The 25171-nt window shown below is 69.3% G+C and carries 17 protein-coding genes; 8 read left to right on the top strand and 9 right to left on the bottom strand.

Annotation, left to right across the window (positions count from 1 at the left end; all coding sequences use genetic code 11):
• Positions 1-400 precede the first annotated feature (400 nt).
• The 6 genes from ADL25_RS05610 to ADL25_RS05585 form a co-directional block, all read right to left on the bottom strand.
• Entirely contained in the window at positions 401-3376 is a 2976-nt protein-coding gene (locus ADL25_RS05610) for a glycoside hydrolase family 2 TIM barrel-domain containing protein (protein WP_059126488.1), read from the bottom strand.
• 216 nt (positions 3377-3592) lie between these two features.
• On the bottom strand, positions 3593-6322 hold the full coding sequence (locus tag ADL25_RS05605; protein WP_059126487.1) for a glycosyl hydrolase-related protein: 2730 nt from the start codon (positions 6320-6322) through the stop codon (positions 3593-3595).
• Positions 6323-6384: 62 nt separating this feature from the next.
• The gene (locus ADL25_RS05600) at positions 6385-7191 is read right to left on the bottom strand and encodes a carbohydrate ABC transporter permease (protein WP_252125222.1); all 807 of its coding nucleotides are present in this window, start codon (positions 7189-7191) and stop codon (positions 6385-6387) included.
• Positions 7192-7238: 47 nt separating this feature from the next.
• The gene (locus ADL25_RS05595; protein ID WP_059126485.1) at positions 7239-8189 is read right to left on the bottom strand and encodes a carbohydrate ABC transporter permease; all 951 of its coding nucleotides are present in this window, start codon (positions 8187-8189) and stop codon (positions 7239-7241) included.
• A 7-nt stretch (positions 8190-8196) separates the two neighbouring features.
• Entirely contained in the window at positions 8197-9531 is a 1335-nt protein-coding gene (locus ADL25_RS05590; RefSeq protein ID WP_059126484.1) for an ABC transporter substrate-binding protein, read from the bottom strand.
• A gap of 267 nt (positions 9532-9798) precedes the next feature.
• Positions 9799-10812, bottom strand: coding sequence for a LacI family DNA-binding transcriptional regulator (locus ADL25_RS05585; RefSeq protein WP_107116524.1), 1014 nt, complete (start codon positions 10810-10812; stop codon positions 9799-9801).
• A gap of 341 nt (positions 10813-11153) precedes the next feature.
• Between ADL25_RS05585 and ADL25_RS05580 the strand changes: the two genes are divergently transcribed.
• Entirely contained in the window at positions 11154-12011 is an 858-nt protein-coding gene (locus ADL25_RS05580) for a formate/nitrite transporter family protein (RefSeq protein WP_059126483.1), read from the top strand.
• Between the two features lie 112 nt (positions 12012-12123).
• Here ADL25_RS05580 and ADL25_RS05575 read toward each other — a convergent pair whose 3' ends face one another.
• Positions 12124-12876 carry a TetR/AcrR family transcriptional regulator gene (locus tag ADL25_RS05575; RefSeq protein WP_059126482.1) on the bottom strand — a complete coding sequence of 251 codons (753 nt, stop codon included), beginning with the start codon at positions 12874-12876 and terminating at the stop codon, positions 12124-12126.
• A gap of 120 nt (positions 12877-12996) precedes the next feature.
• Between ADL25_RS05575 and ADL25_RS05570 the strand changes: the two genes are divergently transcribed.
• The 5 genes from ADL25_RS05570 to ADL25_RS05550 all read left to right on the top strand — a co-directional run bounded on the left by ADL25_RS05570 (position 12997) and on the right by ADL25_RS05550 (position 21891).
• Positions 12997-14529: a GMC family oxidoreductase gene (locus ADL25_RS05570; protein WP_059126537.1), complete on the top strand. Its 1533-nt coding sequence runs from the start codon at positions 12997-12999 to the stop codon at positions 14527-14529.
• Between the two features lie 166 nt (positions 14530-14695).
• Positions 14696-16471 carry a SpoIIE family protein phosphatase gene (locus ADL25_RS05565; protein ID WP_079050191.1) on the top strand — a complete coding sequence of 592 codons (1776 nt, stop codon included), beginning with the start codon at positions 14696-14698 and terminating at the stop codon, positions 16469-16471.
• A gap of 75 nt (positions 16472-16546) precedes the next feature.
• Entirely contained in the window at positions 16547-17266 is a 720-nt protein-coding gene (locus ADL25_RS05560; protein ID WP_059126481.1) for a DUF6461 domain-containing protein, read from the top strand.
• A gap of 120 nt (positions 17267-17386) precedes the next feature.
• Positions 17387-20857 carry a phosphodiester glycosidase family protein gene (locus tag ADL25_RS05555; protein WP_059126480.1) on the top strand — a complete coding sequence of 1157 codons (3471 nt, stop codon included), beginning with the start codon at positions 17387-17389 and terminating at the stop codon, positions 20855-20857.
• A gap of 257 nt (positions 20858-21114) precedes the next feature.
• Positions 21115-21891 carry an SAM-dependent methyltransferase gene (locus ADL25_RS05550; protein WP_079050199.1) on the top strand — a complete coding sequence of 259 codons (777 nt, stop codon included), beginning with the start codon at positions 21115-21117 and terminating at the stop codon, positions 21889-21891.
• A 198-nt stretch (positions 21892-22089) separates the two neighbouring features.
• On the opposite strand, the gene ADL25_RS05545 is transcribed toward ADL25_RS05550, so the two are convergent.
• Positions 22090-22917, bottom strand: coding sequence for an enoyl-CoA hydratase/isomerase family protein (locus ADL25_RS05545; RefSeq protein ID WP_059126479.1), 828 nt, complete (start codon positions 22915-22917; stop codon positions 22090-22092).
• Between the two features lie 137 nt (positions 22918-23054).
• Here ADL25_RS05545 and ADL25_RS05540 point away from each other — a divergent pair, with 137 nt between their 5' ends.
• Both ADL25_RS05540 and ADL25_RS05535 read left to right on the top strand, forming a co-directional pair.
• The gene (locus ADL25_RS05540) at positions 23055-23948 is read left to right on the top strand and encodes an alpha/beta hydrolase (RefSeq protein ID WP_059126478.1); all 894 of its coding nucleotides are present in this window, start codon (positions 23055-23057) and stop codon (positions 23946-23948) included.
• Between the two features lie 118 nt (positions 23949-24066).
• A complete protein-coding gene (locus tag ADL25_RS05535) occupies positions 24067-24564 on the top strand; it encodes a winged helix-turn-helix transcriptional regulator (RefSeq protein ID WP_063805556.1) in 498 nt (165 codons plus the stop codon).
• Between the two features lie 59 nt (positions 24565-24623).
• On the opposite strand, the gene ADL25_RS05530 is transcribed toward ADL25_RS05535, so the two are convergent.
• Positions 24624-25109: a winged helix-turn-helix transcriptional regulator gene (locus ADL25_RS05530; protein WP_059126534.1), complete on the bottom strand. Its 486-nt coding sequence runs from the start codon at positions 25107-25109 to the stop codon at positions 24624-24626.
• Between the last annotated feature and the right edge of the window lie 62 nt (positions 25110-25171).

Genomic DNA, 25171 nt, shown 5'->3' with positions numbered 1-25171 from the left:
GCCCCGCTTCCAGCGTTCGCCTTTGTTCTTACCTCGGAACCGGCGAACGGCCGGGGCATCGGAAGCGGGCACCGCATCAAGCAGGCTGCTCACGAACGTTCCCACCTCCCTTTTTGACTCTCACGGTGCGGAGATCTGCCCGAGCATGCTCCGGCTCGGCAATCACGTCGAAGCTACCTGCCGTCACTGACAACGCCCCCTGCAGCCGGTCAGCTTGATTTCGTACGGTGTCGGTTATGGGCCTGCGTCTGGCATCCTGCACCGCTGCCGACCGGCGGGCCTAGACCGGGATGACCGGGCCGAAGAAGCACCGGCAGCTGAGGCAGCTGCAACAGCCAAGGCCCGCGGGGCACACCGAAGACTCGGTGTGCCCCGCGGGCCGTTGTGCGACGCCGACGGTTCAGCCCGCTGTGATGCGCAGCCTGATCGTGCGGGATTCAGGGCGCAGAGCGAACTCGGGCCAGACATCAGGCCCACATGCGCGAGAGCCGAGCCCGTGCTGGGCCGCATCGACGATCAGGTGGCTGGTCGTCGACTCGGGCAGCTCGAACGGGTGCCGGGCGTGTGCGATCTCCTGCGGGGTGTGGCGGCCGAGGGTGAAGCCGGGGCGGCGTCCGCGTGTGTCCGGCAGTGTCACGATGCGCAGCACCTTGGAACCGGCGCTGGTCAGGGCCAGCTCCCGCACCTGGGAGCGGTGACCGGTCTCCTGGGGCCGCGCGTAGTCGACGGACAGATCGCGGACGGTCGACGAGAAGCGGCCCGTGTGTGCCGCGCGGAGACTGTCGGGGTACGACTCGTGCGGGCCGAGGCCGAACCATTCGGCGCCGTCGACGGGAGCCGCGCCGTCGGGCAGATCGAAACGGATCCCGATCCGGGGCCACACCGTCCGCCAGCCGGCCGAGGGCTGGATCTCCACGCGCAGCTCCAGCTCGCCGTCCTGGAGCGACCAGAGGGTCTCCACCGTCACCGACAGGGCGGAGTGCGCCGCGGAGACCTTGGAGATCGTTCGCAGGGCGTCGGGCGCGCGCTCCACGGACAGACGCCGAGTGGTCAGCCGGTCGAGTCCGTCGCGGCGCCACAGCTCGGCGTGGGACACCCCGGCGATGCTGGCGTCGCTGTCCTCGACCTCGCCCGACGTGCCCTCGTCGTTGTCGGTCGGTGCACGGAACAGTTCCAGCCGAGGACCCGCCACGGCACGGCCGGCAAGGTTTACGAGGGACCCGTCGACGAACTCGGCGACTCCCAGCGTCAGTGTCCCCTCGCCCGGCGTCCATTCGGTGATGGGACGGGCGACCGGCACGGCACGCGGGGCCGAACGGTCCAGCTGGGCCGTGGCGACCACATGTCCTTCGCCCGCCCAAGCGGTGTCGGCGGCCAGAACCGCGTCGATCGTGAGCCACGTCTCCGCTTCGGGCGCCACCGGCACCGACGGAAGGGGCACACGCTCACAGTCGCCCGCCGCGACGACGGAGACCTTCATGTCCCCGGAATCCACAAGTGTGCCGTCGTGCTCGACACGCCAGCGGAAGCGCAGGTCGGACGTGTCCGCCGAGTGCCGGAGGTTGGTGACCACGACGTCGTCACCGTCGAAGGCGAAGCGGACCGGCTGCACCACTGCCTTGTACTCGTGCAGGCCGGGAGTGGGTACGTCATTGCTGAGCAGCAGGCCGTCCATCACGAAGTTGCCGTCGTGCACGACCTCGCCGAAGTCGCCGCCGTACGCGTAGTAGGGCGTGCCGTCCGGTGCCGTCGTCAGGATGCCGTGATCGCGCCACTCCCAGACGAAGCCGCCGTGCAGCCGGGGATGCCTGTGGACCAGCTCCTCGTAGCGGTCGAGTGCTCCGGGGCCGTTGCCCATCGCATGGGCGTACTCGCACAGCAGGAACGGCTTGGTGCGCTGCCGGGCGCCCTGCGCGGGAGTGCAGTTCATCAGCGGCGCGCGTGATCCGTCGGTTCCGATCTGCTCGGTCTCGAGCACCGACGCGTACATGCGGGAGTAGACGTCGGTGTACTCGCCGGCATGGTCGCCCTCGTAGTGCACGGGCCTTTCGGCGTCCCGGGCGTGGACCCACGCCGACATGGCGGCCAGATTGCTGCCGGTTCCCGCCTCGTTGCCGAGCGACCAGATCACGACACTGGGGTGGTTCTTGTCCCGTTCGACGGTCCGCCGGATACGGTCGAGATACGCCTCGCGCCATACCGGGTCGTCGCTCGGATTGCCGACCCAGTCGAGCTTGTCGAAGCCGTGCGTCTCGAGGTCGCATTCGAGGACGACCCAGAAGCCGAACTCGTCGGCCAGGTCGAGCAGTCGTGGATGCGGCGGATAGTGGCTGGTGCGGATCGCGTTCACGTTGAACCGCTTCATACGGGCCAGGTCCGCGCGGGCGTGCTCCTCGTCGAAGACACGGCCGCGCTCGGGGTGGGCCTCGTGGCGGTTCATCCCGTGGAACACGACGCGGCGTCCATTGACCAGGAACCGATCGCCGCGGATCTCGACCGTGCGGAAACCCACCCGCAGGGAGACGGTCTCCGTGGGCGACGACACCGTGGCGTCGTAGAGACGCGGCTGCTCGGCGGACCAGGGCTCCACGCCGTCGATGTCGAACGCGGCCACGTCTGCAGCCGTCGACCAGACCCGCTCGACGCCGAGTTCGGGCAGCCGAAGGGTGACCGGGAACGCCGCCGCATCGGCGGTGACCTCCACCTCGACGCGTCCGCGCCCGTCGTCGAACCCGGCGCGCACCCAGACGTCCTCGATGCCCCCGGCCGGGCGCGCGATCAGGGTGACATCGCGGAAGATGCCGGGGAGCCACCACTGATCCTGGTCCTCGAGGTAACTGGCCGCCGACCATTGGTGCACCCGCACGGCGACGACGTTGTCGCCCGGCCGCACGGACGACGTCACGTCGAATTCGTGGGCGAGCCGGCTGCCGGCGGCGCTGCCGATCTCGTCGCCGTTCACCCACAGCTTGAAGAGCGACTCGACGCCGTCGAACCGCAGCACGACACGCTCGGCCTCCGACCAGCCGGCGGGCAGGTCGAAGTGGCGGCGGTAGTCACCGGTGGGGTTCTCGTCCGGGACGTGCGGCGGGTCGATCGGGAAGGGGAACTGCACATTCGTGTAGATCGGCCGCCCGTGTTCTCCGTCACCCTGGAGCACCCAGTGCGAGGGCACCGGAATGCTGTCCCAGCCGCCGTCGTCGAATGCGTCGGCCGTGAAGTCCTCCGGCGCGGACGCCGTCGGGGCCAGACGGAAACGCCAGGACCCGTTCAGCGAGAGCGAGGGGGCGTCGGAGTGGAGCCACGAGCGCGCAGGGCGTAGCGCGCCACGCCCTGGTGTGGGGTCCGAAACATATGAGGAAGGTTCGGAAGGCACGAGGTCACAACTCTTTCTTGATATCGATGCGGATCCGAACGCCGACTGCACTCGCGGCGCGGTGATCGAGGCGTGGTCGTGGGCCTCGATCACCGGCGTCGTGCAAAGAAGACCGGCTCCAGAAATGGGGGGTGTGGTCAGGGCCGTTCGCCCGTGCCGTGGATCGTGCGTCCGCCGATCACCATGGGGCCGTCCCTTGGGTGGGGGTGCGGTTGTCTACCGGACCACGACCGTTCGGATCTCCCACGGGCCGAGTTCGAGTTCGAGTCCGTCCGCAGCCGGCGTCGTGGAGAGGGGCCGGCCGAGCAGGTCGACCGTGGTGGCTTCCTTGAATGCGCCGCTGACGCGGACGGTCGACCCCGTATCGCTCATCGCGGTGAGCCGGACCTCGGTGCCTGTACCGCTCTCCTCGTCGGTGACGCGGCGGATGCTCGAGACGAGCACGTCCGCACCCTCGACCTGCACGCCGGTCGTATCGTCGGGCAGTCGGCCCCCGGCGGGCGCCGTTCCGCGGGTCACGAGGACATCGTTGTGGAAGCCCTCGGCGAGAGCGACCGCGTTCGCCCCCCGCCATCCTGCTGACGAGGGCACCACGGCGAACCGGTTCTCGATGCGCATGCCGAGGTCCTGCGCGCCGGGGGCCGGGATCTCGCTCGCCGCGGGCTCGTCGCGCAGCGGGTGGATGTTCACGCTGATCGAGCCGATCGCGCGGAGCAGGGTGATGGCGAGTTCGGATCCCTCGCCGACGAGTTCGTACTCGGTGGCGTGGTCGAGCAGTACGTTGGCCGCGCCGGCCGACACGAACGCACTCGCGGGGAACGTCGGGATCGGGTACTCGCCCCAGCCGCCCTCGGCGGTGAGACCGCGTTCGGTCACCGAGAACTGCCCTGCGGACGCGGACCCGGCCACCGGCTCGGGCAGCGGCACATGGAAGCGCAGTCGGTGGTCGGCGGACCGGTTCAGGAACGACGTGGAGACGCGCACGAACGGCTCACCCGCCCGCACTTCCACGAGTGTCTCCACCGGTGTGGAGACGGTGTCCTCGCTGCGCACGTCGCGGTCGGAGGTGAGCGCGGCGGGCCAGTCGTAGACGCGGGTGACGCGCAACCTGGAACGCAGCGGGCCGTTCTCGAGGACGTCCACGGCGACCTTCGTCGGCTCCGATACGAGCACATCGCGCGCCGGGGGACCGTAGTTGTAGCTGTCGCCCCGGTCACCGCCGTCGACCAGCCGGCCGACCCCGCGCAGCACGGTTCCGTCGGCTCCGGTCACCTCCAGCGTGCCGTCCGCGGCCACCTCCACCTCGACCAGTCCGTTCGCCAGCGTGCGGGCGGTCGCCGTCGCGGGGGCGCCCGTCGTGGACTGCTCGGTACCCCGGTCGCTCGGCTCGACGCGGAAGCTCGCGAGTCCGGCGGCGGGCACGGTCACGGGTACCAGGGCGGTGGCGCGTGCCTCCTCCAATGTCAGCACCCGCCACTCACCCGGATGCGCGGCGGCCGCGTCGGCGACCTCACGGCGCAGGATCAGCAGATCGAACGGTCCGCTGGTCGGCACCTCGGCCAAGTGGAAGACGAGGGTGCCCGCGGTGAGTTCGTAGCGGTCGATCAGCCGGCCGAAGAGCTCACGGCGGTGGATGCGGCGCAGCACACGTTCGAGCTGCGAGGCGTCCATGCGCTCATCGCTCAGCACGGTCGGGGCCTTGGAGATCAGCTGCACGGGATGCGCCGAGCCGTCGGCGTCGGAAGACACCAGAACGGCGCCCTCGGGCGGCGCCACGACATCCACCTCGACCAGGGCCGTGCGGGCGAACGGCACCGGATTGGCGACCAGATAACCGTCGCTCGGCACCCGGGCTGCGGGCTCGGCCAGCGCCGCGTCGCGAACCGCGCGCGCTGCGTGTGTGGCCTCGGCGAGACGCGCTTCGACCTGATCGGCGGTCTCGTCGGTGCCGGAGCCGACGACCGAGTCGTGGGCGCTCGACTCGATGATCTTGTGCCATGCGAGCGAGAGGAAGGCCGAGTCGTCGCGCCGGGACCACAGTGCGTTGAATCGCTCGGCGTGGCCGACGGTCCGCTCGGCGTCGGCCATCCGCTGCTTCAGCCGGCGCCGCACGGAGAGCACGCCCGGGAGGATGTTCCCGCGGACATGGCTGCGCAGCTCACCGGTGACGACGGCGGAGACCTCGTCGCGCACGTGCTCGCGGATGTACTCGGCGAGCGTGGCGATGGTGATCGCGCGCTCGTCGCCGGACGCGCGCCGCAGCCAGGAGGCGAGGTTCGGGTCGGGCGCGTTGTGGTCCGTGCCGGCCATCGCCAGCACCGGGTCAGCACCCCAGCGCTCGGCCGTCATGTCCGCGTACTCGCCGAGCGCGCGCCCGATCTGGTCGGGTACCAGCAGGACGTCGAGTCCGTTGTCGTAGCCGTCGAAGAGGAACTCGGTGCGCACTTCGGAGCCGTCCGGAGCGCGCCAGCGGAAGGCGTGACCGTCGACCGAGCCCGGGACACCTCGCCACAGCGCGGCGTGCTCGATTCCGGCACGTGCCAGGATCTGCGGCATCTGCGCGACGTGGCCGAACATGTCCGGCAGATAGCCGATGGGCATGGAGCCGCCGAGGTCCGCCGCGGCCGCCCACCCCATCTGCAGGTTGCGCACGATGGTTTCGCCGGAGCAGAGGAACTCGTCGAGCAGGATCAGCCACGGCCCGATGGCGAGTCGGCCGTCGGCGACCAGGGCCATGACCCGGTCGCGGTTCTCCGGTCGCATCTCCAGGTAGTCCTCGATGGCGGCCATCTGCCCGTCGACGGTGAACCGGAAGTCCGGATCGGCCTCGGCCGTCTCCAGCACGGTGTCGAGGGCGGCCACAAGCCGGTGCCGGAACACCTGGAAAGGCTCATACCATTCCCGGTCCCAATGGAAATGAGGCACGAAGACGGCGGAATTCTGCATGGGGGCAGGGACCTTCTGTGTGGGTGGAGCGATGTGCGTGTGGGGAGCGCGCCGGCGCGGGGTCACTTGAGGGAGCCGGCTGCGAGTCCGGTGCGCCAGAACCGCTGCAGCAGGAGGAACAGGATGATCACGGGCACGATCGAGACCAGCGACCCCGTGATAACGGATTCCTGCAGGAGTGGGGCACGGGCGGTCTGGCCGTTCCACTCGTAGAGTCCGAGCGTGATCGGGAAGAGCGACTCCTTCTGCAGCATCACCATCGGCAGGAAGAAGTTGTTCCAGATGGCCACGAACTGGAACAGGAAGATGGTCACCAGCGAGGGCGACATCAGCCGCATCGCCACCGAGAAGAACGTGCGGAACTCGCCCGCCCCGTCCAGGCGCGCCGACTCCAGAAGCTCCTGGGGCACCGCGGCGGAGGCGAAGATACGGGCGAGGTAGACACCGAACGGGCTGACGATGCTGGGCAGGAACACCGCGAGGTAGGTGTTGACGATCCCGGTCGCCGAGAACAGGAGGAACAGCGGGAGCGCGAGCGCGGTGGTGGGCACGAGGACGCCACCGAGGATGACGGAGAAGAGGAACTCCCGTCCCCGGAAGGTGAACTTGGCGAGCGCGTACCCGCACAGCGCGGAGATCAGGGTTCCGACGGCCGCGCCGAGCACCGCGTAGATCACGCTGTTCAGCGCCCACCGGCCGAAGATGCCGTCGCTGCGGCTGAACAGGGTGCTCAGGTTGTCGAACAGGTTGAAGTGCGAGAACGCGAGCCCGTTGGTGGCGGCGAGGTCGCCCTGGGGTTTTGTCGCCGCGACGATGAGAAAGTAGATAGGCAGCAGGAAGTAGATCGCCAGCAGGAACATCAGAGCCATCATGGCCGTGCGGCTGACGCGGCTCTCACGGATAAGGGGCTGGTTGCTCACAGTCCGGCCCTCTTCGACGTCAGTCGCATGAACCCGAAGCTCAAGACGAAGGTGATGACGGCGATGACCACGGAGATCGCCGCCGCTTGCTGGTAGTTGTTTCCGGATGCCACCGCGTAGGCGAGCATGTTCGGCGTGAACGTGCTCGAGATGTTCGAGGAGATCTGGCGCAGCACGGCCGGCTCCGCGTAGAGCTGCAACGTGCCGATGATCGAGAACACCGTGGTCAGGATGATCGATGGAGCGATGATCGGGACCTTGATCTGCCATGCGATCGCCCAGTTGCTCGCGCCGTCGATCTTTGCGGCTTCGTAGAGCTCCTGCGGGATCGACTGCAGCGCCGAGAACATGATCAGCATGTTGTAGCCGGTCCACAGCCAGGTGGAGACGTTCGCCGCCGACCACAGCACGGCGTCCGGGCCGAGGAAGTCCGGCTGGAGGCCTATCCCCTTGAGCAGGTCGACCACGGGGCTGAGCTGCGGCGAGTACAGATACGACCACATGATCGCGGCGATCACACCCGGCACGGCGTACGGCATGAACGCCGTGATGCGGAAGAACGACTTGGCCTTGAGCAGGGGGGTGTCGAGCAGCAGTGCCATGATCAGCGCCACGAACAGCATGATCGGCACCTGGACGATGCCGAACAGTCCGATACGGCCGATGCTGGCCCAGAACTCATGGTTCTGGAACACCTGCACATACTGTTCGAAGCCGCCGAAGGTCGTGTAGGAGGTGCCGTACTGGCCGCCGGTCCTGCGCACGACCAGGAAGCTCTGCCAGAGCGCGTAGCCGACCGGCACCAGGTAGAACAGCACGAACGGGAGGAAGAACGGGGTCAGGAACGCGACGATGACGCCGGCCCGGGGGCCGCCGCCGTTGAGACGACGGCGGCGGCCCCCGGTCTGTGCCACCACGCGGGTTGCGCGGGTTGCGATGTCGGTCATGCTGCGGTCACTTGCCTGCCGTGGCCGGGATCGCCTGGTCCTTCATCGACTTCAGTGCGGCAGCCTGGGCGGCGGACAGCGCGTCGGTGATCTTGCCCTTGCCGCCTGCGGCCTTGGCCATCGCGTCCTGCAGGGCCAGGTTCACGGTCTTCTGCGTGGGGCCCCAGGCGAAGTTGGTGTCGATCTTCGTGGACGAGTCCGCGAAGACGTCGAAGATCTTCTCGTTGTTGTAGTACGGAACGCCCTCGGACAGGGCAGGAAGCTTCAGACCGGCGCTGGCCGCCGGGTAGAGGCCGCCCAGCTTGTTCTCCATCGCCAGGGCTTCCGGGTCGGTGTTCAGCCAGGTGTTGAACTTGACCGACTCGTACAGGTGCTTGTTGCCCTTCATGAATGCGACGGTCGATCCGCCCCAGTCGCCCGACGCGCCGTTCGCGCCCCACGTCGGCATCGGGACGATGGTCCACTTGCCGGCTTGCTTGGGCAGGTTGTCGCGGAACATGCTGTAGCCCCAGGCGGCGCCCACGTAGGTGGCGATCTGGTCCTTCTGGTAGGCCGCGTACATCTGGGTCGAACCGTGGGCGAGGTCGGTGCGGACGAGCTTGTCGTCGATCAGCTTCTGCCAGTAGTCGGCGACCTGCTTGCTCTGGTCCGACTCGACGTTGACGTGCCACTTGTCGGCGGAGTACTTGTACATCTCGGCGTTGTTCTGCCAGAGGAGCCCGTTGAACCACTCGGCGTTGTTCGGATCGAAGAACGTGATGCTGAGGTTGGGGTCCGCCTTGTGCAGCTTCTGCGCGTCCGCCGCGTACTCGTCCCAGGTCTTCGGGATGGTGAGTCCGTTCTTCTTGAAGATGTCACTGCGGACGTAGAGGGCCATCGGGCCGGTGTCCTGCGGCATGGCGAACACCCCGGTGCCGCCGAAGCTGGTCTGCGACCAGGTCCACGGGACGAACTTCGACTTGGCGGCGGTGGCGTCCGAGCAGGCCGAGGCGTCCACGAAGGCGTCCTGGGTGCGCAGGCTGGGAAGCTCGTCATAGCCGACCTGTGCGAGCTCCGGCGCCTTGCCCGCCTTGAGGGCGTTGCCGATCGTGCCGTACTGGTCGTTGGAGATGTTCTTCATCTGGACCTGGATGTCCGGGTTCTTCTTGTTCCACAGGGCGACGACCTGGTCCATGCCCGGAACGGTGTTCCAGTACTGAAGAGTGACCTTGCCCTTGGAGGGCTCGCAGGACGCCGCGGAGGCCTTGTCCGACGGAGCGGGCGACGAGCACCCGGCGAGTACGACGGTACCGGCGGCCGCGGCGACCACGGCGAAGCGGATGCGCGTGACTGTGTTGCTCATTTTTTCCGTTCCAGAGAACGCCTAGCGGCGGCGCTAGACGGGTCGACGTTGACACCTGAGGCGGGATGCCTTCTGGGGACAGGACGCCGCGGTGTCGGCTGGACGCCGAACGCCGAGGCGGGACTTGGCAACCATGTGTGCTATCCCCGTGAGCGTTCACGTGAACGTTCACGTGAACGCTCACGGGGAACGTTGTGAAGTGTTCGGAAGTGTGCGCTCCGGTCCGGTCGAGTGTCAAGAGTTCGAGTCGCGCACGAGTCCGGCCGGTTAAGCGGAACCCGCCAGCCGGAGCTCGGCCCGGACGACGAGGTCGTCGGCCGCGAGCGGATTCACCCCGGTCAGCAGCCGTGCGACCTGCTCGATGGCGAGTGCGCCGAGCTTGCGTGTGTCGAGGGCGACGCTGGTGAGCGGCGGTTCGACGACCGCGCCCAGTTGCAGGCCGTCGAAGCCGATCACGGCCAGTTCCTCGGGGACGCTCCGGCCGATCCGGCGCGCCTCGCGCAGGGCGCCGATCGCGATGATGTCGTTGAAGGTCAGGACCGCGGTGATGTCCGGATGTGTGGTGAGCAGTGTCCTGAGGGCGGCGCCGCCGCCGTCGGCCGACTGGTCCGCACCGACCACCATGCCGGCGTCGAGCCCATGGGACGTCGCGGCGGCGGTGAACCACTCGCGCCGGATGCTCGGCTCGGCGCGGCCGTCGTGGTCGAGCATGCCGATCTGTGCGTGGCCCCGGGCGACCAGGTGCGCGACCGCGGCGTGGACACCGTCCTCACCGTCGATCCGGATGGAGCTGAACCGCGCCGTGCGGTGCTCGCGGCCGATGAGCACCACCGGCATGCCGCGGGTGAACAGTTCGACTTCGTCCTCCGGGCAGCTGAAGTAGCCGACCACCGCGTCCACTTGCGAGCTGATCACCTGGAGTGTGCCGCGTTCCTCCTCGGCCGTGTCCGCCGTGTCGTAGACGACCACGTGCCAGCCCCGGGACCGTGCCGCCTCCAGGGCGGCCGCGGCGACCTCGGTGAAGAAGGGGTTGAGCAGGTCGGGGATGACCAGTCCGATGGTGGTGGTGTCCTGCCGGACCAGACCTCGGGCGAACCTGCTGGGCCGGTAGCCGAGCGCCCGGGCGGCGTCGAGGACGCGCTGCTTGGTGGTGCCGTCGATCTCGTCCTTGTCGTTCAACGCCCGCGACACGGTCTGCCGGGACACGCCGGCGGACCGGGCGACGTCATGGATCGTGACTTTCCGGGGCTCAGTCCCCGGCACCGACGACGACGAGACCATCGCCCACCTCCTGCTGCTCGCGAACGCGGACGCGCCCGCAGGGCCCCGAGTATGCCTGCGCCGGGCGCGGCCGCGCGAGGTCAGGTCCCCCGGCGGGTCACGCAGCGGAGCGCAGGACCTCGGCGCCGGTCCCGGAGTGACGATGCACACAGCCACGGGCGAGTTCGATCTTGTACCGTCGAATCGGATATCCGCCATTTTGTCAGAGCTTTGTATTCCATTGAAGCAATTGGGTCATGAGTCGGTTCAGGATCGAAAAGCCTGTACCGCCGATCATGCAGGCCCGGCGCTTCGCCGTAGATCCCTCAGGGGGACCGCAACGCTGCACAGGAAGTGAAAGCATGCCCATCGCCATATCCGAGGCCCTTGTCGAACAGGGGCAGGTGGCCGCCGACAAGGCCGACAGCCTCCGCAAGCCGGGTCGCTACCTGGTCAGTTCGTCGCTGGGCGGCGCCTTCATCGGGGTGGGGGTGGTGCTGCTGCTGAGCGTCGGCGGACCTCTGCTCGCCGCGTCGTCGCCGTTCACCAAGCTCGTCGAAGGGCTGGTGTTCGCCGTTGCACTGACCTTGGTGGTCTTCGCGGGTGCCGAACTGACCACCAGCAACATGATGACCATGGTCCAGGGGGCGATCGCCCGGCGCTGCACGGTCGGTAACGCCCTGGCGGTGATCGTGGGTTCGTTCGTGGGCAACCTCGTCGGGTCGGTTCTGTTCGCCTGGCTGGTGCACGGCAGCGGTGTCATCACCTCCGGTGCCACCCCGGGACATGCCGCCCCGGCACTCGTCCTGCTGGCGAGCGTGATCAAGGCGAAGACGGCGGCGTCCGGAGCGGCCCTCTTCTTCCGGGCGGTGCTCTGCAACTTCCTGGTCTGCCTGGCTGTGTGGATGGCGGCACGGACCACGTCCGACGGGGCCAAGATCATGCTGATCTTCTGGGGCATTCTGGCCTTCGTGGCGTCCGGCTTCGAGCATGTGGTGGCCAACATGACCTACTTCGCGCTCGGCATGTTCGAGCATGTGCCGGGTGCGACCGCAGGCGCTTTCGCCCACAATCTCGCTCTGGTCGGACTGGGGAATCTCGTCGGCGGATGTCTGCTCGTCGGCGCGGCCTACGGATTCCTGGGCCGGCGCACGCCGAAGGGGCCCGCGACCGCCACCGAATCCGTCGCACTCCCGGAACAGTCGGCCGTCTCCTCCTGATCGGCGGTGTTCCCGCCGACGGTCGGCGGGAGCCCGGGGCTCGGCGGGATGGCTCGCCCAGGTACTCGCACACCATGACGCGGTGTTCGCCCGGGCCCGGCGGTGGACGGCGTCACGGTCGCCCTCCCGCCTGACGGTGGCCGACGCTGTCCGCGTCGGCCATACGGTCGAGCCATTCGGCCAGTACGCCCTGCTCGGCCGGTGTGAGCGCCGCGGTACCGCTGCTCCGGAGCGCCTCGTGCAGTGCGACTGACCGGCTGGGCACATCGGTCGAGGTGGCGGACTGGTCCTCGTGTCCGGCCGTGATCGTGCGCAGCACCTGTTCGCGGACGATGGGCGAGATCTCGACGTCCCGGTCGGCGGGCGGAGTGGCGAGCAGTGACAGGACCACACCTACACCGCTGGCGTGCATGATCAGGGCCGCCCGGTCCACGCTCATGCGCAGACCTCCGGCGGCGCCCACTCGCCCGATCTGCCGACGCAGCATCCGGTAGGCCTCCCGGCCCGCCGGCGAGGCCCGTTCGCGCCCCTCGCCGTACATGAGGGCGTAGAAGGCCGGCATCGACAGGCCGAACTCGATGTGCAGATCCCAGCCGCGGCGCAGGTCGTCCACCGGGTCGTCGGTGTCGCCGAGGGAGTGTTTGTCGGCGAGATAGGTGCGGAATCCGTGGGTCGCGACCGCGTCGAGCAGTCCGTTCATGTCGCCGAACAGCCGGTAGATCGTCGGCGCCTGCACCCCGGCCCCCGCGCTCACCGCGCGCGTGGAGAGCGCCTCTCTGCCGCCGTGGCTCAGGAGAGATGCCGCGGCGTCCAGCAGGCGTTCCCGGGTGTCCGCCGCGGAAGACCTTTTTGTCTGTTTCTCCACAGTTTCAACGATAACAAGAAAAAGCTACCGCTATTAGCTTGCTTGTATTACTTTGGTCGTCGGTAACGAGATCCCGTTAGCAACGGAAACAACGGACGCACCGAAGAGGTGACACTCGTGATGCAAGCGCCATCGGACAGCTACGACTACGTCGTCGTCGGGGGTGGCACCGCAGGCAGCGTGATCGCCGCGCGCCTGTCCGAGGACGGCGCCGCCCGTGTGCTGCTCCTGGAGGCCGGGGTCGACCGGTCGCCGCCGGGTGCCGCCCTGCCTTCGGCCTGGCCGACCCTGGTGCACACCGAGGCGACCTGGGGCGACAGCACCGTCCGCCAGGAAGCCACCGGCACCACCGCCCTCCTGGCACGTGCCCGCGTACTCGGTGGCGGATCCGCCATCAACGCCATGTCCTTTCTGCGCGGCCATCGCTCCTGCTACGACGCGTGGGAGTCCGACGGGGCCCGGGGCTGGGGGTTCGACGACCTGCTTCCGTACTTCAAGCGCAGCGAGACCACGGTGGGGCGCGATCCCGCGCTGCGCGGTACGGACGGCCCGCTGACCGTTGCGCCCGCCCAGCCGCCCCACCCGGTGATCGCGGCCCTGCTCTGTGCGTCGACGCAGACCGGTTACCGCCGTGCGAGCGACATCAGCGGCGGGACGGAGGAAGGGTTCGGGTGCACCGACCTGAACATCGTCGACGGCAGGCGCCAGAGTGCCGCCGACGCCTACCTCACTCCGTCGCGCCACCGCGCCAATCTGACGGTGCTGACCGAGGCGCTCGTACACCGCCTGGACGTCCGCGACGGCCGTTGCACGGGTGTGGAGTACAGCACCCCGGGCGGCACCGCCCGCGTCGGCTGCTGCGGCGAAGTGGTGCTCACCGCGGGCACCATCGGCTCGGCACAGTTGCTGATGCTCTCCGGCATCGGACCGCCGAGGCACCTGCGCGAGATGGGCATCGCGGTGGCCGCGGACCTCCCAGGAGTCGGGGCGAACCTCCAGGACCATCCCATATGCAACGTCGTCTACAGCGCGGCACGACCGGTCCCGGCAGGGTCCAACAACCATGGTGAGGCCGCCGGTCTGGTCCGAAGCCAACCCGGTCTGGACGGGCCCGACCTCCAGATGATCTTCGTGGACTCCCTCGGCCACATTCCCGGGGTCGACGCCCCCGAACCCGGGGAGGGTTACACCATCGGAGTCGCCGTGATGCGCCCCCACAGCCGCGGCACAGTCCGTCTGTCGAGCGCGCAGCCGGGCGCTCTGCCCAGGCTCGACCCGAACTACCTGGGCGACGACCGCGACCTGGCCACGATGGTCCAAGGGCTCCGCCTGGCCCGGGAGATCGGGCAGGCCGGGGCTCTCGACGACTGGCGCGCGTACGAGATGAAGCCGGGCACCCGGACGGACGACGATGCCGCCCTGCAGGCGTACGTGCGCAGAAGCCTCGCCTCGTACTTCCACCCCGTAGGCACCTGCCGGATCGGCGAGGACGCCCTTGCGGTTGTGGACCGGCACCTGCGTGTTCACGGGGTCGGCGGCCTACGGGTCGCCGACGGCTCCGTCATGCCGTCCATCCCCTCCGCGAACACCAACGCCACCGTTTGTGCGATCGCCGAACGCGCTGCGGACATGCTCCGCGGCCGGAGTTCTTGACGCGATGCCATGCTGCCCGTTCCCTCGCGCGGACCCGGACAACCGACCGGTCCGAGACCGCCACGTCCCGCCACCCGTGCGCGCCCGGCCGCTCACCGCGCCCTTTGCTGCCGCCGGCATCGAACGACTCGAGCTCCCTGAGCAGAGCCGGAGAACCACCCCACTCATGGAAACACCCCCGACCGGTACACCGAAGGACCTGGAAGAGGTCCTGCAGAGCACGGCCGGCCACGGCGAACCGGCGTCGGCCCTGCTGACCCACTCGTCCATAGGCCTTGCCCTCTTCGACGCCGCACTGCACTGCACCTGGGTCAACGACGCCCTGGAGCAGTACGACGCCGTCCCGCGGCACAAGCGGCTCGGACGGCGGCCTGAGACGGCACTGGCCGGCAGCGTCGCCTCGTACACGGCGGTGATGCGCCAGGTGCTGGCCACCGGCACCCCCGTCATAGGCCGCCAGTACCGCGTCCCGGCCGCTGACGGCGTGGAACACCACCGCACGCTGTCGCTCTCCTGTCTGCGCCTGGACGACACGGACGGCCGCACGACGGGCGTGGCCCTGGTGGTCGTGGAGGTCACCGGCGGGCATCCTGCCGCGGACCGTCTGAGCCTGCTCAGTGAGGCCGGTGCCCGGATCGGCACCACACTCGACGTGACCCGCACCGCGGGGGAACTGGCCGCTTTCACAGTGCCGTTGCTGGCCGACTTCGTGACCGTCGACCTCGCCGACACCGTGCGACTGGGCGAGGAACCGCTGGCACGGCTCTGTGCGGACGGCGAGTACATGCCCGTGTTCCGGAGGGCGGGTCTCGCATCGATCCACCCCGGCGCGCCGGAGTCGCTCTTCGGCGTCGGTGACGTGGTGTACGTGCCGCCGTTGTCCCCGCTGACCCAGGTCCTCTCGAGCGAGCGTTCCTACCTGGAGCCCGTCCTGGACAGGCGCTCCACCTGGCTGACCAACGACCCGGCACGGGCCAGGACGATTCGGGAACGCGGGATCCACAGCCTGATGGTCGTGCCGATCCGGGCCCGCGGAGTCATCCTGGGCGTCACGGTGTTCGTGCGGACGGACAACCGGGCTCCGTTCGACCCGCAGGACCTGCTCATCGCCGAGGAGCTCGTGGCCAGAGCCGCGCTCAGCCTGGACAACGCACGCCGCTACACCCACGAACGCGCCACGGCCTTGGCCCTCCAGCGTGGGCTGCTTCCCCGCGCCGTCAGTGGGGGCCCTGACCTGGAGGTGGTCTCCCGCTCACGGCCGGCGGACCTCGAGGACGGCGTGGGAGGGGACTGGCACGACGTGATCCCCCTGAACGGCGGCCGGGTGGCGCTGGTGGTCGGTGACGTGACCGGGCACGGCATCAACGCGGCGGCCACCATGGGCCGCCTGCGTACCGCCGTGCACACGCTCGCCGACCTCGACCTGCCCCCGCACCGGCTCATGGCCCATCTCGACCAGGCGGTCATCCGCATCGCCGAGGAGGAGATCGGCACCCCGGACCCGTCCGCGGGCGCCACCTGCCTGTACGCCGTCTACGATCCCGCCACCCGCCGCTGCACCGTCGCACGGGCCGGGCATCCGCCGCCCGCGATCCTCCATCCCGGCGGTGGCGTCACCTTTCCGAGGCTGCCCAACGGCACACCGCTCGGCCTCGGTGTGCTGCCGTACCGGTCCGCCGAGGTGGAACTGGCCGAAGGCAGCACCATCGCCCTCTACACCGACGGCCTCATCGAGGACCGCCACCACGACATCGACACGGGCATCGAGCGGCTGCGCACCGCTCTCGATCATCCCGGCCGCCCTCTCGACGTGCTGTGCTCCGAGGTCCTGGACACCCTGACGGGCCAGGCGCCGACCGACGACGTCACCTTGCTCCTCGCCCGCACCTCCGGTCCGGAGCCCGGCGGTGCGGCAGGAACCCGGCGACCCGCGCTGCGGTGACCCTCCGGTTCGGCACCGCGCACCGGCGGCGGGGACGGCGGACCGATGTCGGTGGGCACTGGCAGGATGCCGCGCATGGCTTCCGCGACCGCAGCCGACTACGGCTGGATACGTTCCTCGTCCGCAGGGTTCGGATACGCGTTGGACCTCGGATACACCCTGGCTCTGGTGCGCGGAGTCCGGCCCGACGAACTGCTCGGGATGGCGGGCGCCGAGCCGAGGGGTATGTCCGCAGGGCTCGGTGAACTGATCGAGCAGCACCAGGAGCGTCTCATCGAGGCCGAGTACTGGGACGAGACGATTCTCGCAGGAGCGTGCACCGTCGAGGGCGAAGGAGGGGACTGGACTCTCGCTCTCGTGCTCGGCGGCGATCTGGGGTCGCCTCTCCTCATGGAGACCCTCTCCGCCGGGACCCGGGCCGTCTCCCATTCGAGCAATGGGGGAAAACCCATGCACTTCTTCCACTGGTACGAGCACGGAGAGCTGCGCACCATGTTCGAGCGGCCCCAGGTCAGAAGCGGCAGCACTCCCGACGAACTGAATGCCGTGATGCGTGAGGTCGGTCTCGACCCCACGGACGATGAAGCGCCCGGTGTCGATCGCAAGGCGGCGGTGTTCGCACTGACCGAGCGCCTCACAGGCGTGCGGGTGACCGACGAACTGCTGGCGTTGGCGGAGTTCCTGACGGGCGATGTGCCCGAGGAGCCCGCCGGCTCATGGGAAAGCGTCACCGTCGACATCACGGATGCGCACGGCGAGCGCACCTTCGTGCAGCTTCGGCGGGATCAACTCTGACACACGGCGGCTGAGGCCCCGCGCTCGGGCCGAGCGCCCACGCCCGCAACGCCAATCCGACGTCCATCCTCAGTTCTTCGTTCATCTCGCCGTACGTCGGGGCCAATACCTTCCGCGTTCATGAACGACCATCACACCAGCGCCGCGGGCGTCACACGACGCGGGCTCATCGTCGGCGCCGTCGCCGCCGGGCTCGCCGCGACCGGCGGTGTCGCAACCGCCGGTCCCCGCCAGGAGAACGGATCCGGACCGGTCGGGAGACCCTCGACCTCCGCCGTCCGGGGGTCGAAGAACCCCCTCGGCTACACGATTCCGAAGTACCGGACCACCGTCCCCGGAGAGTCCGTCGAGGCAGACCGCGTCGACCGTCCCGTCGCCCCCGGGATCGTCCTCACCTCCTTCGACACCTTCGGCCGTACCGGCTGGATGCGGGTCCATGTACTGAACGCGGACCTGGGCGACGAGTCGGTCGGCGTGGACCTGGTCGCAGGCAGGGTGAGCGACGCCCGGGCACTGACGCAGCTGTCAGATGCCCAGCACGCGGTCGCCGCCGTCAACGGTGACTACTTCAACATCACCGAGACCAACGCGGCCGAGGGTCCCGAGATCCAGAACGGCACGGTGCGCAAGGGGGCCGTCCGGCCGTCGACCGTCGCGGCGATCGGCGCCGACCGCATCGCCCGGCTCGCCGATCTCATGATCACGGGCACCGTCATCGTGGCGGACACTCAGCGGCCCCTCGCCGCGCTCAACTCCGCCACCGTGCCTGCCGACTCCATCGCGGTGTTCACCCCGTTGTGGGGTCCGGGCGATCGCACACTCATCCACGACGGCGGCCCCTACACCGAACTCGTCGTCGTGAACGGCAAGGTCGTCTCCGTCGAGAGCAAGCTGACCGACACGGCCGTACCGGACGACGGGCTGATCGTCCTGGGCCGCGGCGCCGCCGCCGGTCAACTGGCCACCGCAGAGCCGGGCGACGCCGTGAGCGTGGCGTTCAAGCCCCAGAGCGATGCGGGCTCCGAGCTGCGTATGGCGCTCGGCAGTGGCGCGGTGCTGGTCCGAAACGGCGCCCCGATCGACTTTCCGCCCAGCACGGGCAATGATGTCCCCAAGCCCCGCACGGCCATCGGCTGGCTCGACGGCGGGCACAGGCTGCTGCTGGTCGCGGTCGACGGATCGGCCAACTTCTCCGCGGGCCTGAGCTTCGACGACATGGCCAAGCTCATGGTGCAGCTCGGCGCCACCGAGGCCTTCATGCTCGACGGCGGCGGCTCCACCGAACTGGTCGCACGACGGCCGGGCGACGCCCGGGCCGATGTCGTCAACACGCCGTCGGACGGGAACGAACGGCCGGTACCCAACGGTGTCGGACTGTTCTCCCCGCGGGGATCGGGCACCTTGCGTGGACTCGATGTGCGTCTCCAGGCCGACCGGGTGGTTCCCGGGCTCACCATGGATGTCGCGGCCGCCGGCCACGACGAGACGTGGGCACCGGTGGACGCCGGCAAGAAGCCGGTCAAATGGACCGCGAAGCCCAGCTCGCTGGGCAGGGCGCAGGACGGCGTCTTCCACGCCGAGCGGCCGGGGTCCGGGACGCTGCGCGCCCGTTCGGGCTCCGCGGAGGGGCGGCACGAGCTGCGGGTCCTCGGGGACCTGCACCGGCTGGCCTTCACCCAGCGCGCCGTCACGATCGACCCCGGCACCTCGGCGCGCGTCCGGCTCACCGGCTACGACGCCGACGGGTTCGACGCACCGGTCGTACCGCGCGACGTGAGCCTCGACTACGACAAGACCGTGATCACGGTGAAGGCCGAGACCGACGGCAGCCTCAGCGTCACCGGCGCCGCGGAGGCAGGTGGCAAGGCGACCACTCTCACGGCGAGCGTGCAGGGCGTCACGGCGAAGCTTCCGGTGACGGTGGGACTGATCGACGTCCCGCTGGCCGAGTTCGAGCCCGACGAGACTTGGACGGCGCTGGCCGCCCGAGGCACCGCGACGGTCGCCGTCGTCCCGGCCCCGGACCGCCCGGGTGCCTCCGCGGACAACCACGCTCTGCGGCTGACGTACGACTTCACCGGGCAGTCCAGCACCTCGGCGGCGTACGCGGTGGCCGGCTCCGGCCCGATCACCCTGCCGGCAGGCGCGAAGAAGCTCGCACTGTGGGTCAACGGCGACGGCCAGAGGCACTGGCTGCGCGCCATGATGTCGTCGCAGGGCACCACCAATGTGCCGTTCACCTTCGCCCTGACCGTCGACTGGACGGGCTGGCGCAGGGTCGTGGGCGACATACCCGCGGGCTTCTCCGACCCCGTCACGCTGCAGCGCGTCTACATCGCGGAGACGTCGCAGGCCAACAAGAACGCCGGCCAACTGGAGTTCGACGCACTCGTCGCACAGGTCGGGCAGCAGCCCGACACCAACGAGCCGCCGCAACCCGACCCCTATGTGGTCGAGCAGGGCGGGGTTCCGCACGACCGGTGGACGTTCGCCGTCCTGTCCGACCTGCACATCAGCGCGGCCGCAGGACTGAACTCCTTCTCCGGGCGGCAGGCGGCGATCGCCCTGGACCAGGTGGTTGCGGCCGAGCCCGACTTCATCCTCATCAACGGCGACTTCGTGGACAACAACAACCCCGCGGACTTCGAGCTCGCCAACGGTCTGCTGCGCGATCACGTACCGAGTGACCTGCCGGTGTACTGGACGCCGGGCAACCACGAGGCGGGGCTGTCCTCGACCGGCGGGCTGGAGGCCTTTCTCACCGCGACCGGCCGCCCCAACAAGGAGGTCTTCGACCACAAGGGCACCCGCTTCATCCTGCTGGACTCCCACACGGGCGACATGCGTACGTCGGACTGGGACCAGGTTCCGCTGCTGCAGTCGGAGTTGGTGAAGGCGGCGAAGGACCCCTCGGTCACGGGCGTCGTGGTCTCCTTCCACCACCCCCTGCACGATCCGTCCGGGGCGGCCGCCTCGCAGCTGTCCGACCAGCTCGAGGCCGACCTCCTCAAGCGCTGGCTGGCGGACTTCCGGGAGAGCGCCGGCAAGCCGGTGGCGCTGTTCACCGGTCATGCGCACACCGCGTCGGTCAGCCGTGCCGACGGAGTGCTCGAGGTCACCACCCCGGCCGTGGGCAAGACCCCCTACAGCTCGCCCGACCAGGGCGGCTTCTTCGGGTGGATGCACGTAGGTGTCGACCGGCGGCCCGCCCGGATCAGGGCGGGGCAGCCGAGTCCGGAGACCCGTGACTGGCTGCAGGCCGAGTGCCGTCCTCTGATCGACGCGATCGAACTGTCGGTACCGGAGAAGATCACGGTGGGCCACTCGGAGGCGGTCTCCGCGACGGGTGTCACCAGCGAATTCGGCCTCGAGTTCCCCCTGCGCTATCCCGCGACCGTCAGCTGGAGCGGCGGTCCCGGACTTGCGGTGGTGCGGACGGAGTCCGAGGCGAAGTCGGCCGGGCGGAGCCCGAAGACGCTCGCGGTGCTCGACCTCGCGTCGGGCAGCCTCACCGCGGTGCGTTCCGGCACGGTCACCCTCACGGTGTCATCGGGCGACCGGACCGCCTCCGCCACGGTCGGACTCGTCTGACCCGAGGTTCGTCGGCCCAGCAGGTCCGCGACGGGGGGCAGGCACGAGCGCGGGACACGGGCACGGATCGGGTCCCCGCGGTGGTCTCCGCCGACCGGTCTTTGTGACCGGTCGGCGGCCCCGGCGGAGCCCTTCCGGCCCGACCGCCGACCCATGAGCGGGCCGGGTCGGCGCGCCTGCGTCGATCTGCCCGTCTGCCCTCGTCGCGCGGAAAACAGGTGTCGCAGGCGGCCGAGGCCTCCCTACTGTTCCGGCTCATGGATGACACTACTGCCCCGCCGCGGCTGACCCGGCTCACCTTCCACGGCCCACTCTCCGACGACCGGGCCGCCGGGATGATCCGCCGGCTGACCGACCGGGTCGGTCGGACCGCCCCGATCACCGTGCTCGACATCGGCTGCGGATGGGGGGAGTTCATGCTTCGCCTTCTCGAAGCGGCGCCCGCCGCGACCGGTGTCGGCATCGACCTCAATGAGGACGACCTGGCCCGCGGACGCGCCGAGGCCGAGACCCGTGGGCTGGCCGGGCGTGTCCGATTCGTTCAGGAGTCCGCCGTCGACACCAGCAGAGACCCGGCCGACATCGTTCTGTGTCTCGGCGCCGGGCACGCTCTCAGCGACGATCAGCCCCCGGAGAGCACCATCGCCGCGCTGCACGCCCTTCGCCGCCTGGTGAAGCCGGGCGGCTGTGTCCTTCTGGGTGAGGGATTCTGGCAACGGCCGCCCACCGTAGCCGAGTTGTCGGTCATGTGGCCGGACGCATCGGCCTCCGAGTTTCACGACGTTGCCGGCCTCGTCGACCTCACCGTCACCGCCGGCTTCCGCCCAGTCTGGATCGAGACCGCGAACCACGACGAGTGGGAGCACTTCGAGTCCGCTTACCAGGCCGACGTCGAGGAGTGGCTCGCAGCCCACCCGGACCACCCCCTGGCGAAGGAGACCCGCGACCGGGTGGACCGCCACCGCGGTATGTGGCTCCGCGGATATCGAGGTGTCCTGGGACTGGCCTACTTGACCCTTGTCCCCGTGGCCTGAAAGGACTCCCGACGCGGTCTCGTAGCGCGGTGACCGGTCATCCGTGATCACTCCCGAGCGGGCGGGCAACTGTCCACCGGCTCGGGTACTCACGTGCAGCGACGACTCGCCCCTTGGACAGGCGCAAGTGGGGGTCGCAGGACCGATGCCACCGCATGCCCCCGACGGGGAGCGGAGGTGGACGGCGACCCGTCGCGCTCAGAGTTCGCCGATGGCCGCGCCCAACTCGAGTTCGGCGAGGGAGCGTTCCTGGAATCCGCGTTCGGTGATGGCGCCGAACCGGGCGGCGGCGGCCTCGTCCCGGGCCAGTATCTGGAAGAAGCCGGCGTCGACGTGGACGTCCTCCTTGGCCGCGAGCCCTGCCGCGTTGATCCGCCGTTTGGCGAGCCGCACGCCGGCCTCCGGGAAGAGCGCGATGCGCTCGGCGAGTCGCTCCACGTAGGGGATCAACTCGCCGTCCGGAAGCGCCTTGTTGACTACGCCGACGCGTTCGGCCTCGGAAGCGCCGAGGTCCTCCGAGCTCAGGATGATCTGCATCGCCTGGCCGCGGCCGGCGAGCCGTACGAGGTGCTGGACCGCGCCCGCGCCCGGGAAGGTGCCCAAGCCCACCTCGGGCTGCCCGATCACCGCGCGCTCCAGCGAGGCGAACCGCATGTCGCACGCGTAGAGGAACTCCGCGCCTGCGCCGCGCGCACGGCCTTCGAGGGCTGTGATCGTGACGGGACGCGCCTCGCTGAGCCGTCGGTAGAGCGCACCGAGGCTGATGTCGTCCGGCCCGCCGGACGTCGCGGCCTTCGCCGTGTACTGGGGGATCCGCCGTATGTCCACGTGCGGGACGAAGAAGTCCGGATCGGCGCTGCGGAAGACGACGACACGGGTGCTGTTGTCCGCCTCGGTCTCGTCGAGCAACGCGATCAGGTCCGCGACGAACTTCTCGTCGATGAGATTGAGCGGGGGGTTGTCGAGCGTGGCCCACAGGACCCCGTTGCGTAGTTCGGTTCGGATCGTCGAGTAGTCCCAGGGCATCGGTTCACTCCCTCACGTGTCACTTGCGATTTGCAAGCTGTCCGATTTACCTTGGCAGTGTCGCTTGCGATTTGCAAGCCCCGATTGAACGCCCCGGTGGCCGCCACCGCGGCGCAGAAACGGCGTAAGGAGTTCACATGGTCGAGCGCACCGAGGAGCGCATTCACCTTCCCGACGGGACCGTGCTCAGTGGATGGCTGTTCCTGCCGGAGGGCACGGGCCCACACGCGACGATCACGATGTCTCACGGGTTCGGGGGAACCAAGTACCACCGGATCGAGCCGATCGCGCGCAAGCTGGCGGAGGCGGGGTTCGCGGTGTCGCTCCACGACCACCGCGGATTCGGCGACAGCAACGGTGAGCCCCGCCATGACATCGACCCCTATCGGCAGCTGGAGGACTGGCGGCGGGTCATCTCCCATCTGCAGACCCTCGACGCGGTGGACGCGGACCGGATCGGCGTGTGGGGCACGAGCTTTTCCGGCGGACACGCCCTCGTGCTCGGTGCGACGGATCGGCGGATCAAGGCCGTCTACTCACAGGTCCCCACCATCAGTGGCTCCGAGAGCGGGCGGCGGCGTGTTCCGCCGCACCTGACACGCGAGCTGGAGGAGTCGTTCGCCGCCGACGAGCTGGCGCAGGCTCAGGGGAAGGCGCCCGCGACGCAGGCATTCGTGAACGCAGACCCCGCGACGCCGGCGTCCTACCGTGCCGCCGACGCGATCGAGTTCTATCTGGAGCACGACGCTCCCGAGGGCCTCTGGGAGAACAGCGTGACCGTGCAGTCGAACCGCCGTTCCCGGGCCTACGACCCCGGCGCCTGGATCGACCAGATCTCCCCGACGCCGCTCATGATGCTGGTCGCCACCCATGACACCGTCGCCCCGACCGACCTGGCCTTCCGGGCCTATGAACGCGCTCTCGAGCCGAAGGAGCTCGTCGTCATACCGGGCGGTCACTTCGATCCGTACCTGGCCGGCTTCGACGTGAGTACGGACGCTGCCGTCCGCTTCTTCCGCACGCACCTGTAGGCGTGCGGACGGCGGGGTGCCTGGCCGGGGCTGGTCCCCGGGCCGGGCACCCAGGGCGTCTGTCGGGGGAGTGCCACCTTGCTCTACAATTGCAAGCAACCTGTGATTGGGGGCACCGATGAAGCGTGGAGAACTGGTCAATTCGACCTGCCCGATCGACCGCTCCCTGTCCGAGGTCGGTGACACCTGGACGCTCCAGATCCTCCGGGACGCCATGCACGGCATCACGCGGTTCACGGACTTCAGCAAGCACATCGGCCTCGCCACCAACGTCCTGTCCGCACGACTGCAGAAGCTGGTGGCCGTGGGGATCTTCGAGATCCGCGAGTCGGATCTCGGCAACTCCCACGAGTACGTGCTGACCGAGAAGGGGCGCGACTTCCACACCGTCCTCGCTGCACTGCGCCAGTGGGGGCAGAAGCACCTCTTCGACGAGGACGAGCCGATGAACCGCGTCATCGACGCCCGCACGGGACAACCGCCCCGGCCGATGACGCTCACCGCCGAGGACGGCAGGGAGCTGACCCCCGACGACATGCTCATCGTCCAGTCGCGGGCGGCGGACCCCATCGAGAGCGCCGTCCCCATCGAGACGCCTCGTCGTCACCGGCGCTGACCTGGTCGCAAGCGGGTCCGGGCAGGGTTGATGCGCGCGGGAGGGCGCCCGCGGCTGTCCTAGGAGAGCGTCGCCTCTTCGGAGGGGACGCGGACGGCACCCGGGCCGAGGCCCGGTTCCACCTCGGAGCCGGGGACGTCGTGCCCGCAGGAACACCGCAGCTCGACGTGGACCTGGCCGCCGCAGCCGGAGTGGTGGAGCAGCACCGGCGCGCCCGCCGGGTCGCCGAGATGGGTGTCGCCGTACTGGAGCAGCGCGGCGAGCACCCACTGCAAGTCGTGCGCGTGCGGAGTCAGGTGGTATTCCGGTCGCGAGCGCTGCCCGGCTTCCTGATAGCTCCGGCGCTCCAGCAGGCCGACCTCGACCAGTTGCCGTAGGCGCTCGCTCAGTACCCGTCGGGAGACCCCGAGGTGGTCGGCGATCTCGTCGAAGCGGTGAAGTCCGGCGAAGACCTCACGCATGATCAACAGAGTCCAGCGCTCACCGACCAGGCTCAAGGTCGCGGCGACGCTGCAGTTGCCCAGATCAAGTTCTCGCCACTCCATGAACTCAGAGTATCGCAGAGTTGCCATCCGGAACTCAGCCTTGACGCCTCCTGGGTTCCAGT

This window comes from Streptomyces sp. NRRL F-5122 (assembly GCF_001507435.1).
Taxonomy (GTDB): Bacteria; Actinomycetota; Actinomycetes; order Streptomycetales; family Streptomycetaceae; genus Streptomyces; species Streptomyces lannensis.
The sequence above is the reverse complement of the archived record's forward strand: the minus strand, read 5'-3'. Positions and strand labels throughout refer to the sequence as shown.

What these genes read in the sequence shown, in the direction of transcription:
- ADL25_RS05605 (WP_059126487.1), bottom strand. Translation starts at nt 6,322, where the DNA reads ATGCAGAATTCCGCCGTCTTCGTGCCTCATTTCCATTGGGACCGGGAA.
- ADL25_RS05600 (WP_252125222.1), bottom strand. Translation starts at nt 7,191, where the DNA reads ATGGCTCTGATGTTCCTGCTGGCGATCTACTTCCTGCTGCCTATCTAC.
- ADL25_RS05595 (WP_059126485.1), bottom strand. Translation starts at nt 8,189, where the DNA reads ATGACCGACATCGCAACCCGCGCAACCCGCGTGGTGGCACAGACCGGG.
- ADL25_RS05590 (WP_059126484.1), bottom strand. Translation starts at nt 9,531, where the DNA reads ATGAGCAACACAGTCACGCGCATCCGCTTCGCCGTGGTCGCCGCGGCC.
- ADL25_RS05585 (WP_107116524.1), bottom strand. Translation starts at nt 10,812, where the DNA reads ATGGTCTCGTCGTCGTCGGTGCCGGGGACTGAGCCCCGGAAAGTCACG.
- ADL25_RS05580 (WP_059126483.1), top strand. Translation starts at nt 11,154, where the DNA reads ATGCCCATCGCCATATCCGAGGCCCTTGTCGAACAGGGGCAGGTGGCC.
- ADL25_RS05570 (WP_059126537.1), top strand. Translation starts at nt 12,997, where the DNA reads ATGCAAGCGCCATCGGACAGCTACGACTACGTCGTCGTCGGGGGTGGC.
- ADL25_RS05565 (WP_079050191.1), top strand. Translation starts at nt 14,696, where the DNA reads ATGGAAACACCCCCGACCGGTACACCGAAGGACCTGGAAGAGGTCCTG.
- ADL25_RS05560 (WP_059126481.1), top strand. Translation starts at nt 16,547, where the DNA reads ATGGCTTCCGCGACCGCAGCCGACTACGGCTGGATACGTTCCTCGTCC.
- ADL25_RS05555 (WP_059126480.1), top strand. Translation starts at nt 17,387, where the DNA reads ATGAACGACCATCACACCAGCGCCGCGGGCGTCACACGACGCGGGCTC.
- ADL25_RS05550 (WP_079050199.1), top strand. Translation starts at nt 21,115, where the DNA reads ATGGATGACACTACTGCCCCGCCGCGGCTGACCCGGCTCACCTTCCAC.
- ADL25_RS05545 (WP_059126479.1), bottom strand. Translation starts at nt 22,917, where the DNA reads ATGCCCTGGGACTACTCGACGATCCGAACCGAACTACGCAACGGGGTC.
- ADL25_RS05540 (WP_059126478.1), top strand. Translation starts at nt 23,055, where the DNA reads ATGGTCGAGCGCACCGAGGAGCGCATTCACCTTCCCGACGGGACCGTG.
- ADL25_RS05535 (WP_063805556.1), top strand. Translation starts at nt 24,067, where the DNA reads ATGAAGCGTGGAGAACTGGTCAATTCGACCTGCCCGATCGACCGCTCC.
- ADL25_RS05530 (WP_059126534.1), bottom strand. Translation starts at nt 25,109, where the DNA reads ATGGAGTGGCGAGAACTTGATCTGGGCAACTGCAGCGTCGCCGCGACC.